This window comes from Paenibacillus sp. FSL R7-0272 (assembly GCF_037969905.1).
GTDB classification, from domain to species: Bacteria; Bacillota; Bacilli; order Paenibacillales; family Paenibacillaceae; genus Paenibacillus; species Paenibacillus polysaccharolyticus.
The window spans coordinates 2,923,807-2,937,569 of the sequence record NZ_CP150221.1; the positions used below are offsets into that span (position 1 = coordinate 2,923,807).

Here is a 13,763-nt window from a genome sequence, read left to right on the forward strand (position 1 = left end):
CATACTAATTGTTATAGTAAAATCATTCAATAACTGTTATGATAAACGTATAAATTTTTATACAAAAAGTGAGTTAAGATGAAGCGGTTATCGTATACGCAGAACCAGACCAATTCCACGCGGTACAAGAAGCATTTAAAGCTGCGGGCGTGAACGAGTTCACGGTAGCCGAGCTGACGATGCTGGCACAAAACCACATTGAACTGCCTGCAGATGCCCAAGTTCAGTTCGAGAAGCTAATCGATGCGCTCGAAGACCTGGAAGATGTGCAGCAGGTATATCATAATGTAGAGTTTGTGTAAGAGCTAGCTAATTACTCACTCAGTTTGATATTTTTTGATTGATTAATATCGTGACTCCAGAGCAATCTACTTAACTTACTTACGTATGTTCTAAATTTAATTAGGCTAAAAGGTTTGAATTAAAAAGAGTGTCTATCCAATCCAGTTTGATTGGATAGACACTCTTTTCTTTTGATTAAGATTTACTCGGCACAGTGTGGGCTTGCTTATCCGATGAATCGGATGTCTCTTTTTTCAGTCCGCCAAATTTGAAGAGCACGATGCCACCTACAATGACAAGTACACCAATAAGTTGGTTCCATGAGAACGGAATTTGCTCCAGACCGAGCCAGCCCATCGAATCAAATAGTAAAGCGAAGCTTAACTGAGAGGTTAATACGATGGAAATCGCATAAGTTGGTCCGAGTAACTTCATGCCTTGAACGAGACAGAAGACGACGCCTACACCAATCGCACCGCTCAGCCAGTACCACGACTGCATGTGCTGAATGCTAAATGTATTTTTTCCTTCAACGAGTAAGGAGATTACAAAAGAAGCAATAAATCCGGTAAATAACACCATCGTTGTGGTCGACCATGAACCGGTGCGTTCATTGACTTTACTATTAAATATCGTTTGCAGACTGACCAGTGAACCGGCAAGCAGTGCAAGTAAAATACCTGTAATGATCATGTATGTCCTAACTCCTTATTCATAAATGTTGTGTCCCGCAATGTGTCTAAGGCCTGCACGATTTTTAATGCGGATTAATCCTTGATCCCGTTGGATGTAACCGTCAGCACATAGCTTCTGAATCACCCGATTCAAATGGCGATAACTGGTGCCGATCAGGTTGGCGATGTCCGTCAGGTTAAAAGCATCCAGTTCCTCATGCAGTACGGTTCCGCCTTCATCCGTTGAGATGGATAACAGATAACTGGCTAAGCGAACATCCACCGGATACATCAGATTAAAGTTCGAAAAGTTCGAATCAATGTAAAACTTGTGTGAGATGATTTTTAGCAAAAATTGCAGTAATGGCGCGTAATCACTGGCAAGCTCAGTAAGCCAGCGGTAATGAATACGGAGCATTACAACAGGGGACACCGCCTGAACGGTGTTAACGATGTTACTTTCACGCACATATTCGATATCTCCCACCACTTCAAGCGGTGTTTTGAAACAGAGCACGAGTGTTTTGTCTTGTGGAGAGGTGGTGAAAATTTTAATTTTCCCCTCTACCAGGACATATAAGTATTCGGAAGCTTCGCCTTCGCGGCAGATGAGCTCACATTTTTCAAATTGACATAGGGTCATATGAGGACGTAGGTGTTCGTGAAAAACCGCCTCCAATTGATACTGTTTTAAATAGTCCATAATTTGCTGGGATTGATGAATCTCTTCCATGCGGTTCTCACCTCTGCGTTAATTGTAATGAAACTACAGCTTCATAATGATGACACCGGCGATCATTAGAGCAATGCCTAGGAATTGCGGCAGTTTCATTTTTTGTTTAAGCACGCCAAACCATCCGTTGCTGTCGATCAAAAAAGTTAGAAACAATTGGGCAATCAACAAAGCCGAGATCGTAAAAGTGACGCCAATTTGCTGAATCGCGGAGACTTCACTGAAAATAATAACCGCACCAAATGCTCCTCCGGCGAGATACATCGGTTTAACCTGTTTAATTCCCTGAAGATTGGTGTCCCGCACAAACATCAGGATGATCGCCGCGAGTATAAATCCCGTTAACTGGGTGATCGAGGCGGCCTGCCATGTGCCTATATCTGTACTGATTCTGGTGTTAGCAACCCCTTGTAGCGTAATGCAGGCTCCGCCCAGCAAGGCAAAAATAATCCCTCTCATCTTTCTCCGTACACTCCTTCAATGCATGACTTCGACTTCTATTAAATGATAAATATCTCCAAACAGCCAAGGACAAATGTCCTGAGTCTGAAATTTACAGCATCTAGCGTACACTAAAGCTTCAGGATATTCCAGAAAAGCAAGAAAAGAAGTAGCTATGGAAGGTAGGAAGGGGAGGAAGGGGAGGAAGAAAGAAGTGGATTAACGATCCCAGGAACGCTATTCCACCAAACGAAGTCAAAACGCTGGATATGTGGAAAAATGGAGGAGATAGCTTCACTGAGGATCGTCAGGTTTATAAATGAGACAAGTTACGTAAAAAGGTATGTCAGCTGTAGTTCAATATGTTCTCTAACCTAGCCTAACGTTAAAACACCTTAAATACAGGCTGTTCCTTCACAAAAGTAATTTTGGTCTCTGGAAAAGACTCCTTCAGTCTGTCCGCCAAAAGCTTCATTCCCGGGGCCTCACTTTCGGCATGTCCAACCATGATGAGTGCTTTGGATTTACCTTGCTGCACAGCATCACGAACATATTCAGGCATTTCCCATTCAAATCCTTCCCCTGCGATAATCAGATCCACCTGTTCATTCTGAAGAAGAGGTATCGTGACGGGTCCATTTCCACGAAATCCAACCAGAACGGCAGCGCGTCTGCAAACGATTTCAGAATTGCCCGCAATGCGGACATAGTCAATACCCAGACGTTGCTTTAAATGTTGAGCAATTTCCTGAACGGTCATTCCTTCTGGAAATGTAACTATATCCGACTCTGCCGTTCGCCCGCTCAGATATGTAATCCAGCCAAGCTCCTGAATGAGTCCATCTGTAATGCCATCTGGCTCGAAACGGTGGATTATATCATGGCAACGAAAAAGAGCAATGCCTGCTTGGTCGATCAATGTTCTTTTATCCGTATAAACGGAATTGTTCACAAGCCAGTCGGTCGCACTGTGATGATTATAAAATGGGGATTCATGGGCAATAATCAGATTAGCTCCGACCTGAATAGCCTGTTCAATGACCTGTTGTGTAGGCATAAAAGCAACTACAATGCCAGTCACAAACTGATTCGGTGAACCCGTGATCAGCTGATCCACTGTATTTTCCGGAAGTGTTATCCCCTCTGTGAGGTGCAGTATAATCTCTTGAACCGTGAGTTCCTTAGGTCCTGTCATATCTTTAATTTCCATTAGCTTCATTCCTCCAAAATAAGGATATAGTGTTAGTGTATCATCTTCATAGGTAAAAACCAGCTATACATACGATACTTCATTACCCTGAAAATGAACGATTTTCAGATAGACTCTACGGTGCTCTAGGCATGCTCAGGTCCGTGTCTACCCTATGTTTAACCCAGGCTTACAGCACATCCATCAATTCCGCAGTTAACCTAACAACGTAAGTTTACAACCAGCTCACAAGCCTCTTGAATTCATGTAGTTTTCTGATACGAGAAACCGTATACTTACATAGAGTCTTTTTTGAATCAGGTAAAATTTACTATATTCGCAATAGATTTTTACGCTAATCATAGCCTGGATTCACATCACGATACGAAAGGGGATAACGACATGACGGCAGTTAGTATTATGGAACGCCTGAAGAGTGAGACAGCACATTATCATAGACAAGTAGAACAGAACCCCTATGCGAAAGCAATTATGGATTCAACCATAACGATTGAACAATATAGAGTGTATTTGGAGAAATTCTACGGTTTCCTAAAACCTTTGGAGGATCAAGCGATAGCGCAGTCTTTTTGGGCGGAAACAGGATTGGATATCGAGGTAAGAGGCAAGGCTGGTTTATTAGAGCAAGATCTGAGGGATCTTGGCTTAAGCGAGGAGCAGATCAAGCAGATTCCACAATGTAGCGACAAGGATTTACCCGACATTTCTACATCTGCACGACTGTTCGGATATCTCTATGTCATTGAGGGCTCAACCAACGGTGGACAGATCATGACCAAACGGTTGTCACAATTTTTGCCTATAGAGGCGGATCGTGGACTGCAATATTTCAACGCATACGGCACACAGACACGCACAAGATGGAGCGAGTTTGTGGAATTGTTACAACAATCGATTCAGACATCCGAGGATGAAGACAGCGTTTTGCATACGGCTTCGGAGACATTCAGGCTACTGGATCAGTGGATTAATACGTAAGAATTACGCCTGCAACACCCGATTAGCTACCCGACGTAAGTTCTGTAACAATGAAACAACACATGCTGAGAGGGGATATTCAAGTTCATGGCTGAACCTAGGTCGAGGCAAGAAATGAGTCTGCTTAACCGCACCTTACTCCCGCAAGGGACATATACCAATGATCCGATCGACCTGAATAACTGCGATAAGGAGCCTATTCATATTCCTGGCTTTATCCAGCCACATGGCGTGCTTCTGGCTATCGATCCCAAAGGGACAGCAACCATTGTGCAGTGTAGCCAAAATACACAGGATCATCTGGGCATAGATTACTCAGATATTTTAGGTATGCCTCTAAGCGACTTGATCGCTGAAGAAGATGTAAACAAGCTCCTGAACAACCGCTCGAACGCAGCTGTAACGTCAGACTTGCATTATATGGATCTGATTATAGAAGTGGCAGGGGAAGAGAAAGTTTTTTCAACGGTCCTGCATGAGAGCGAAGGTCTGTTAATTCTTGAAATTGAGCCTTATTATGAAAAAGAAAACATCGAATCGAACGATTTTGAATGGATATCCCGTTTCTTCGGAAGAATCAAAAGCACGGACAGCCGCGTGGATGCGAGCCAGATTGCGGCTGAACAAGTCAAAGAAATGCTTGGATATGACAGAGTCATGATCTATGAATTTGACGAGCAATGGAACGGCAAAGTGATTGCGGAAGCGCGCGAACCGGAACTCGAACCATTTCTAGGGCATCACTATCCGGCCTCGGACATTCCCAAGCAAGCAAGGGAACTGTATCTTCGTAACTGGCTACGTACCATTGTCAACGTGGATTATACGCCTGTTGAAATCGTACCAACGTTGCAGCCCCTTACAGGCAAACCTTTGAATTTAAGTCTGTCTGTGTTGCGGAGTGTATCTCCGCTTCATATTGAATATTTGCAAAACATGGGCGTGGGAGCTACCGTGACCATTTCGCTCATCCATGATAATCAACTCTGGGGACTCATTACGTGTCATCATTATTCTGCAAGATACGTTCCGCATCGTGTTCGTAATCTGTGTAACTTCCTGGGAGCCTTTTTCTCTAATGAATTGTTCCAGCGTCAACAGCTGGATGATTACCAGGCAGAGATCAACTCCCGTGAGGCTGCTACGCGGATCGTTAACATTTTCATCGGCAATACAAGCCCGGCGCGAGTGGTGGAAGAGCTGCAAGGAGAGCAGGAAACCATTCTTAGGTTAATGAATGCATCCGGTGCGGCAATTTGTTACCAGGACAAGTTGCTGTTATTCGGTGAGACTCCGACAAATGGACAGATTCGTGAATTGGCCGGATGGCTGGCTGGACAGGCAGAGGATCACAGCTATCACACGTCGAAGCTGAGTCTGGAATACGAGACAGCCAAGCGATATCAAGATGTAGCCTCCGGGGTTATTTATGTTGCCATCTCACCGGGTCACCACAACTATATGTTATGGTTCCGTCCCGAGGTAGTTCAGGTGGTCGAATGGGCTGGTGATCCGGCGAAAGCCGTGCTGAAGACGGATGATGGTGTACGTTTGTCTCCGCGGAAATCGTTTGAAAAATGGAGGGAGGTTGTGCAATCGACCTCCTATCCATGGACAACGAGAGAACTGAGCATATTACCTTTGCTAAAGTCTATTGTGCGTCGTCAGACGGAAAATCAGCTGGCTCAAGCGGAGGAGCACGCTTTTCAGAATGCCCGTATTTTGAAGCGAAACGAGCAACGTTATTTGCAATTGATGGACTTCTCGCCTGTTGCCTTTTTCACACTTACCGAAGGTCGGATTATTTACTGTAACAGGATGGCGGCCGAACTGTTTGGATATGAAAGTACAGGCAGTCTGATCGGGAAGAGTTTCAACGATTTTTTGCCTGATAATACAAGGGACATACTACGGCAAGACTTTGAAAAATTGCAGCTCGACATCACAAGTTTGATGAACAATCAGTTGTATTTTACAACAGCTTCTGGCATGTCTTTGCTCTTTGAGATTACGATGGCCTCCGTCGTTCATGCAGGCAAACCTTCCGTCATGTTGTTGCTTCGCAGCAGAACTTCACAGCAAGAGCAGGATGATTATAGCGAAACAACAAACCAATTACGCAATTACCTGACCACCGATCCGTTAACCGATATGCCTGTTCAAACGGTGTTCAAGCAGCAGCTTGAAGAGGATTGGAATGATTGCTTGCAGGACAACTGCAGTCTGGGGCTGTTGATCATTGATATTGACGATTTCCGTTCTTATAATACGGCGTATGGCCTGCAAGGTGGCGACCTGTGTTTACAGTGGATTGGAGAGGTGCTGACGGTGGTTAGTGAGCAGCATAATGCTCTCATTTCCCGCCAGCGCGGAGGTACGTTTATGTTGAAAATAAAAGACACAACGTCAGCGCATTTAATGGAACTGGCTGAGGAGATCAGGCAACATGTGCTTGCTCTGCATATTCAGCGAGAGCTCACGGGTCAGAGTGGTGTGGTTACAGTCAGCGTTGGCGGGGCGGTTCTGCTTCCTGATGAGAATACTGTCGCAAGTGATTTGATCGAGCTGGCTACTCAAGCCCTGTCTCAAGCCAAGGATGAAGGCAAAAATCGTACGCGGGTGGTTTGAGTTCAACGGATAAGTCCGCACTGTGTATCAAAAAAAGAGATTCAATTACCTGTAAAATAGATAGGAAAGACAAAATAGAGAAGAGGGCAGTGATGCCTTCTTTTTTGTGTGAAAAGAAAGTATGATTTTGCCGCCCATAGAAGCTACACAAGTGTTATAATGATGCGTATGGATACACGTGTTCGTATTTTGACCTGAAAGAGGTGGATTCAATTCCATGAGAGATCATTCGGAACAGCTGGAATTCATGGAGATTGATCTAAGTGAAGATACAGAGACAACCTCGATTCGTATACCTGATCGTTCATCTATAGAGAACCAGAGTCGTCAACCACACAAGTCGCAGGGAGCTGTATTGTCTTCGGAGAAGCGATTTGTGCAGGAAGCTAGACGCCTTGCAGAAGTTACGGGAGAAGAAACTTCACCTGTTCCCTTTATGAGTTACTGGCCGACGTATGGGGTGATGAATGACGCACAGTTGAAATGGTATTTGTACTGGAGAACGGAGGTACGCCAGGAAAGATACCTGGATGTCGACCTGTCGTATCTGTTTGTTCATGTTTACGAGTTGATTAACGGGATCGGCTGGTTACATCCAGAGGATGGTTATCACCAATTAAAACGATTATGGTTGAATTATCGAGAGCGGCTTCCTCAGCTTCATGTTTATATGCAGGAGTGGATGGTCGATTACGTTCTGGTTCACGATCTTCATACATTGCTTCATGATGTGATGATGCTCTCGGGTGGTTATTTGCCGGCATCATTGATGGACAAGGAATTAGAACGGGTGTTACAGGATAATGTCGCTGAGGTAACGCTGGATATGCTGAAATGGTATTTTGACTATGATGTTACGCTAAATGCCTTTTACCGGGATGGCGGCAAAGAATTAATGGAACGATATGTGCCCAAAGTGATGGCTGTGATGGATTCGTATTTGCAGCGAACGCAACAAAGAGGGTTGTTGCCTGCGCTTGAATCGAAAGCCGAGCAGACGGTGAAACGCACGCTGTTTCATAAAGCGGTATATGACGAGTCCATTTACGGCAGATTTGTTACGTTCACTCATGTTCCTCTCATATTGGAACGTGAATTTGTGGAGAGGTTAACCCACATTTACCGCTGTACGGAAAATAAGCTGCGTGAACTGTTAGGCTTCCGGGGCCGTCTGCGAGGTAAAACGCTGGAGCCTGAGCTTGCCAGTGTGATTGAGCGTTATCTGGAAAGAGCTTTTGCCATGGAACAAGCTGAGGCTGTAACTGCGCAAGTCATTCAGATTGATACGGCCAAACTGGCTTCTTTGCAGAAGGATAGCGAATATGTGCGTAAGGCGTTGAGCATTGAAGATAGCGCACATTCCGAATCGGATAATGCTGAATCTGACCTTGAAGAAAACGCAGACGAGAATGAAAGACACGGAATGGATGAGCCGCTTTTCCAAGAACAGCAAAGTGGTTCATTATCGATCCTAGACAACGGGAGTCAGCCATCCATGAGTTCGGATCGTTGGAATGAAGTGCTTATATGGGACGAAGCTGCGGAAGCCCATGTACCAGAGGAGTGGCGAGAATTTGCTGAGAGGTTGGATGCCCGGCATGTAAGAGCCATCCACGCTTTGCTTGGTGAACATCCGGATGGTGATTTGATGCGGCTTGCCGAAGAAACGGGAACGATGCCAGCTCTTTTACTAGATGAAATGAACGATATCGCTATGGAAACCATCGGAGATCTGCTGGTGGATGGTGACCGAATCGTTGCTGATTATATTGATGTATTTGAACATGTGAAGAGGTGATTGACATGACTGAGCATACAGTGAATGAACATCAAAAGACAGAACATCAACCAAACCAGCTTAAGATTCCAAAACGTTTGACCACCGCACTTGTGAATTCATTAACGGCAGGCGTCGTGCCACGGATTGGACTGGAGCAAATTGCTGTAGGGCGAAAGCCGGAAGTGGAAGCGATCTTGCGAGACTTGGATAACATTGCTGAAGGCGGTGCAGCATTTAAACTGATTACTGGCCGTTATGGTAGCGGTAAAAGCTTTCTTTTGCAAATGATTCGAAATTATGCGATGGATCGTGAGTTTGTGGTTGCGGATGCGGATCTTTCTCCAGAGCGTAGACTTGTCGGCACAAAAGGGCAAGGTCTGGCAACTTATCGTGAGCTGATGACACGCTTGTCTACACGAACACGCCCGGATGGTGGGGCTTTGGAGCCTATTTTGCAAAAATGGATTGCAGGCTTGCAGCAAACAGCGATGACCCAGTTGAATATTCGTCCAGATGATCCTGCGTTACCACTGGAGGTAGAAAAACAGATTTATCTGGTGACGGGTGAGATGCAGAACCTGGTTCACGGTTTTGATTTTGCCAAAGTGCTGGCTTCTTACTGGAACGGTTACAAACTTGCGGATGATGACCTGAAACAGTCTGCACTTCGCTGGCTTCGGGGTGAATTTGCTACCAAAACGGAGGCGAAGAAAGAGCTTTCCGTGGGTGTCATTATCGATGATGATAACTGGTATGACTATTTCAAATTATGGTCTGAATTTACGGCACGTATCGGTTACAAAGGGCTGTTGCTCTTTATCGACGAAGCTGTGAATCTGTATAAAATTACAAACAGCGTTTCACGTCAAAGCAACTACGAGAAGTTGCTAACGATGTTTAATGATACGATGCAGGGGAAAGCCGAGCATCTGGGCATTTTTGTGGGGGGAACCCCTCAATTTGTGGAGGATGAACGCCGTGGTTTGTACAGCTATGAAGCGCTTCGATCCAGACTTATTGACGGTCGTTATTCCGCAAGTGCGTATGCGAATTATACGGGCCCCATTATCAAACTTGCGATGTTGTCGCATGAAGAAATTTTGATTTTGCTACAAAAGCTACGCCAGATTCATGCCCTTCATTTTGCATATACCGCAAGTTTAAGCGATGAACAATTAGTTGGTTTTATGCAAATGGCTGTGAATCGTTTGGGTGCGGATGAACTTTTGACAACACGAGAAGTGGTGCGTGACTTTATGGATGTGTTGCATACGCTACATCAGAATCCTGATGTGACTTACGAGCAGTTACTTGGTGAGCGTGCGTCTCTTTCCGATGGTTTGGCTCGTGGAGCAACGGGTTCCCAAAAGGAATCCGATGAGCTTGATGATTTTCTTGCGGAGTTCGAACTATGAGTGAGAACCCAAACCCATTTTATAGACTGGCTCCGTTTGTGCAGGAATTTATTTATAAAAAAAGATGGGAATCGCTACGTCCTGCGCAGATTGAAGCGTGTAACATTTGTTTTCACACTCCGCACCACATGCTGATTGCGGCGGGGACGGCTTCCGGCAAGACGGAGGCCGCTTTTTTTCCTGCGTTGACTGAACTTTATGACCAGCCTTCCAAATCGGTGGGCATTCTGTATATTGGCCCTTTAAAAGCACTGATTAATGACCAGTTCGAACGACTCAAAGACTTGCTCACGGAAGGGAATATTCCTGTCTGGCACTGGCATGGGGATGTGCCGCAGGCTGAGAAGACCAAGCTGATGAAAAATCCGTCAGGTGTGCTGCAGATTACGCCCGAATCGCTGGAAGGGCTGTTGATGAATCGACCGAATGCGATTCCTGCGCTTTTTCATGATCTGCGCTATGTCATCATTGATGAAGTGCATGCGTTCATGGGAGCGGATCGGGGCATTCAGGTGTTAAGCCAGCTGGCTCGAATTGAACGTATGGCTGGCTGTGCTCCTAGAAGAGTTGGATTATCCGCTACACTTAGCGATTATGAAGCAGCGACAGCTTGGCTTGCAGCGGGAACACGGCAAGGAGTTGATGTCGTATCCTCCCCAGGCGGACGTAAACTGCGGCTCCGGGTGGAGCATTTTTCATTCCCGGATGCACAAAACGAAGAGCAGGCTGAGCAGCTTCATCATGCGCGTAAAGCCTATTACGACTTCATTTATGAGAGCACACATCGCAAAAAGGCTCTGATTTTCACCAACAGCCGCACGGATGCGGAAGTCACAATTCTGGAGATGCGCCGTATTGCAGCACGCAGAGAAGAACGGGATGTGTTCCATGTGCATCATGGAAGTATATCGGCCATGCTGAGAGAAGAAACCGAAGCGGCTTTGCGGACAGGTGCAGGTCCGGCTGTTGCTGCTGCGACGGTTACGCTGGAACTTGGCATTGATCTGGGAGAATTGGAGCGTGTCGTTCAGCTTGGCGCACCTTATAGTGCTTCGAGTTTCGTTCAGCGGCTAGGTCGCTCGGGTAGGCGTGATGATATGGCATCGGAGATGCTTTTTGTATGCCCGGAGGAAGAAGACGAGGAAGCACAGCTGCCGGCCCGTATGCCATGGACATTAATGCGTGCAATAGCGGTGATTGAGCTGTACGTTAAAACCAAATGGGTAGAGCCACTTGAAGCTCGGAAAATGCCTATTGGGGTTCTTTATCACCAGACGATGAGCATGTTGAAAAGTATGGGGGAGGCTGAACCAAGAGAGCTTGCAGCCGCAATCCTCTCCCTGGCGCCTTTTTCAGAGATTACACCGGATCAATATCAAACGTTCCTGAATTACCTGATCGCGACGGATCATCTGCAATGGACGGAAGAACAGACGCTGATTATCGGACTCACGGGTGAAAAGATTGTAAACAACTACCGCTTCTATGCCGTGTTCAAGGACGATGAAGAGCATAAAGTGCTGAACGGCTCGGAAGAGATCGGGTCAATCACGACCGTGCCGCCGCCAGGTTATTGTTTCTCTCTCGCAGGCAAGCTGTGGAAGGTAGAAGAGGTCGATCAGAAGCACAAGGCCGTGTACGTGAAGTCCGCGAAAGGCAAAGTCGATACACTGTGGCTTGGTGCAGGAGGAGATATTCATACGGCGGTTGTACAAAAAATGCGCGAGGTGCTGTCCGAATCCGTGATCTACCCGTATCTGTCTCCACAAGCGGTGAACCGCTTGGAGCGTGCACGTCGCTTGGCTCGCGAGAGCGGATTGCTCAAACAGGTTGTCATTCCGGCAGGCGGGGATTCCATGTATGTGTTGCCTTGGGTGGGTAGCAAATCGTTTCGCACGCTGGAGCGGTTGATGAAACATAATTTGTCTGAAAGGCTGGCTTTGCGTTCCGTTGTGCCGATGGAACCGTACTATTTTGTGGTATCAGGCAAAGTGGACGAACGAACCTTGTTAGCCGAGATGATGAGTGAGTGTCGAACGGCCCAGGATGCATCTGATTTGCTTGCTGAGGATGAAGCACCGTATCTTGGCAAATATGATGAGTTTATTGCACCGCCCTTGATTCGTGAAGCTTTTGCAGTAGATGGTCTGGATCTCGAAGGATTGAAATCAGGATTGCAAAAGACGCTGGAGTGGGACAGCTAGAGGAGACATTGGAGTGAACAAATGAGAGTGGCCATGTTAAGCTTTCATTTTTTAACGTTTAAAAATTGAAAAGAAATGGGTTGACACCACTTGACCTCCCATGTAATATATGAAAAGTCGTCACACATGAGCGATAGTTAAATTGCATACTTCATTTCGTATAACCTCGCAGGCCGAAAGTGTACACAGGGCGAGGGTCTCTACGGGAAGCCTATACTTCCTAACTACGAAGCAAAGGAATCAACATATTCCTTGCTCGGAGTTAGGATTTTTTTGCATTTAATACGTGGTTGTGACCTTACATGAACCCGGACAAGGGGCGCATTATTGAATCATCGGGAGGTTAATTACACATGAAATATTATTTGTCAGTCCTTGCAGGCGCGATGAGTTATGGTATTCTGTCCACCATTGTTGTACTGGCGTATGGCCAGGGATATCAACTTGGTGAGGTTGTGGGAACACAGCTGATTACCGGTTTCATCTTGTCGTGGATGCTGGCTTTATACACGCGTTTTAGAGCTAAACGCAAAGCACCGGCTGGTGGCCAAGTAAAGGTTACATCGGCTAGTCCTTCAAACGTCTTCACACGTTTAACTTGGAAACAGCGTTTGATGCTGATGGCGGCTGGAACGCCAACGGTAATTACCGGACTCGTATATTATCAATCGTTACGTTACATTCCGGCATCGCTTGCGATCATCCTGCTCTTCCAATTTACATGGATCAGCGTGCTGATTCAGGCGATTAGCAAACGGCAGCGTCCAGACAAAATCACGTTCCTGACCCTCTTTATTTTGTTTGGTGGAACCTTGCTGGCAGCAGGTTTTCTGGAACAGGGCATTAGTAATGTAAGTGGGATCGGGATTGCGCTCGGATTAATGGCGGCAGTTAGCTACTCCTTGTTTGTATTATTCAGCGGTAAAGCAGTTCCTTCTGCACACCCGGCATTTCGGAGTGCTTGGATGGTTACAGGCGGATTGATTCTGCTTTGCATTTTATTCCCGCCGACGTTCCTCTTTAACGGTCTAATCTGGAGTCAACTGCTTGTGTTTGGATTGTTACTTGGATTCTTTGGAGCTTTTATCCCGCCAGTGCTGTTCGCCATCGGCGTACCTCATATTGGTGGAGATATGGCGGGGATTCTGGGGGCAGTTGAACTTCCGGTTGCCGTGTTATTATCCTCCATCGTACTGCATGAGCATGTCAGCGCTCTACAGTGGTTTGGTGTCGTTATCGTACTGATTGGTGTGGCTCTCCCGGAATTGTATAAAATGAGGGCACGGCGAAGTCGGAGCACACCTGTATATTCCGGATAGCCCAGAGGGGTCATTTTCATTAAGTGCATAATGGGGTATGCTTGTAGAGTACATCCATCCACTTACGAATGAAGATGGGACAACGGAATAAGGAGTGTG

10 protein-coding genes, 1 pseudogene and 1 riboswitch are annotated in these 13,763 nt (G+C 46.0%); of the genes and pseudogenes, 7 read left to right on the plus strand and 4 right to left on the minus strand.

The features are described 5' to 3' along the window. Window positions 1-20: 20 nt before the first annotated feature. A pseudogene (locus tag MKY23_RS13065) lies at window positions 21-302 on the plus strand (YebC/PmpR family DNA-binding transcriptional regulator); the annotation flags it as partial. A gap of 175 nt (window positions 303-477) precedes the next feature. Here the strand turns inward: MKY23_RS13065 and MKY23_RS13070 are convergent. From MKY23_RS13070 to MKY23_RS13085, 4 genes are all read right to left on the minus strand, one after another. Beyond that, the gene (locus MKY23_RS13070) at window positions 478-972 is read right to left on the minus strand and encodes a DMT family transporter (RefSeq protein ID WP_154889595.1); all 495 of its coding nucleotides are present in this window, start codon (window positions 970-972) and stop codon (window positions 478-480) included. 18 nt (window positions 973-990) lie between these two features. Further along, window positions 991-1,689, minus strand: coding sequence for a cyclic nucleotide-binding domain-containing protein (locus MKY23_RS13075; RefSeq protein ID WP_154889435.1), 699 nt, complete (start codon window positions 1,687-1,689; stop codon window positions 991-993). Between the two features lie 33 nt (window positions 1,690-1,722). Continuing rightward, a complete protein-coding gene (locus MKY23_RS13080; protein ID WP_090924008.1) occupies window positions 1,723-2,148 on the minus strand; it encodes a DMT family transporter in 426 nt (141 codons plus the stop codon). Window positions 2,149-2,515: 367 nt separating this feature from the next. Beyond that, window positions 2,516-3,340, minus strand: a complete 825-nt coding sequence (locus MKY23_RS13085; RefSeq protein ID WP_339838649.1) for a Nif3-like dinuclear metal center hexameric protein — start codon at window positions 3,338-3,340, stop codon at window positions 2,516-2,518. 381 nt (window positions 3,341-3,721) lie between these two features. Here MKY23_RS13085 and MKY23_RS13090 point away from each other — a divergent pair, with 381 nt between their 5' ends. From MKY23_RS13090 to MKY23_RS13115, 6 genes are all read left to right on the plus strand, one after another. Then, window positions 3,722-4,318: a biliverdin-producing heme oxygenase gene (locus tag MKY23_RS13090; protein WP_339838652.1), complete on the plus strand. Its 597-nt coding sequence runs from the start codon at window positions 3,722-3,724 to the stop codon at window positions 4,316-4,318. Window positions 4,319-4,405: 87 nt separating this feature from the next. Further along, on the plus strand, window positions 4,406-6,946 hold the full coding sequence (locus tag MKY23_RS13095; protein WP_339838654.1) for a diguanylate cyclase: 2,541 nt from the start codon (window positions 4,406-4,408) through the stop codon (window positions 6,944-6,946). Window positions 6,947-7,163: 217 nt separating this feature from the next. Further along, window positions 7,164-8,744, plus strand: coding sequence for a TerB N-terminal domain-containing protein (locus MKY23_RS13100; protein WP_339838657.1), 1,581 nt, complete (start codon window positions 7,164-7,166; stop codon window positions 8,742-8,744). 5 nt (window positions 8,745-8,749) lie between these two features. Beyond that, the gene (locus MKY23_RS13105) at window positions 8,750-10,141 is read left to right on the plus strand and encodes an ATP-binding protein (protein WP_339838660.1); all 1,392 of its coding nucleotides are present in this window, start codon (window positions 8,750-8,752) and stop codon (window positions 10,139-10,141) included. After that, complete coding sequence (locus MKY23_RS13110) at window positions 10,138-12,345, plus strand: DEAD/DEAH box helicase (RefSeq protein ID WP_339838663.1); 2,208 nt, start codon at window positions 10,138-10,140, stop codon at window positions 12,343-12,345. Before MKY23_RS13105 ends, MKY23_RS13110 begins: the two co-directional genes overlap by 4 nt. A 136-nt stretch (window positions 12,346-12,481) precedes the next feature. Further along, window positions 12,482-12,592: riboswitch (purine riboswitch) on the plus strand. A 106-nt stretch (window positions 12,593-12,698) separates the two neighbouring features. Beyond that, window positions 12,699-13,664 carry a DMT family transporter gene (locus tag MKY23_RS13115; RefSeq protein ID WP_339838665.1) on the plus strand — a complete coding sequence of 322 codons (966 nt, stop codon included), beginning with the start codon at window positions 12,699-12,701 and terminating at the stop codon, window positions 13,662-13,664. Window positions 13,665-13,763 lie beyond the last annotated feature (99 nt).

Excerpts from the sequence above, each read along its gene's own strand:
- MKY23_RS13075 (WP_154889435.1), bottom strand. The coding sequence starts at position 1,689 with ATGGAAGAGATTCATCAATCCCAGCAAATTATGGACTATTTAAAACAG.
- MKY23_RS13080 (WP_090924008.1), bottom strand. The coding sequence starts at position 2,148 with ATGAGAGGGATTATTTTTGCCTTGCTGGGCGGAGCCTGCATTACGCTA.
- MKY23_RS13085 (WP_339838649.1), bottom strand. The coding sequence starts at position 3,340 with ATGGAAATTAAAGATATGACAGGACCTAAGGAACTCACGGTTCAAGAG.
- MKY23_RS13090 (WP_339838652.1), top strand. The coding sequence starts at position 3,722 with ATGACGGCAGTTAGTATTATGGAACGCCTGAAGAGTGAGACAGCACAT.
- MKY23_RS13095 (WP_339838654.1), top strand. The coding sequence starts at position 4,406 with ATGGCTGAACCTAGGTCGAGGCAAGAAATGAGTCTGCTTAACCGCACC.
- MKY23_RS13100 (WP_339838657.1), top strand. The coding sequence starts at position 7,164 with ATGAGAGATCATTCGGAACAGCTGGAATTCATGGAGATTGATCTAAGT.
- MKY23_RS13105 (WP_339838660.1), top strand. The coding sequence starts at position 8,750 with ATGACTGAGCATACAGTGAATGAACATCAAAAGACAGAACATCAACCA.
- MKY23_RS13110 (WP_339838663.1), top strand. The coding sequence starts at position 10,138 with ATGAGTGAGAACCCAAACCCATTTTATAGACTGGCTCCGTTTGTGCAG.
- MKY23_RS13115 (WP_339838665.1), top strand. The coding sequence starts at position 12,699 with ATGAAATATTATTTGTCAGTCCTTGCAGGCGCGATGAGTTATGGTATT.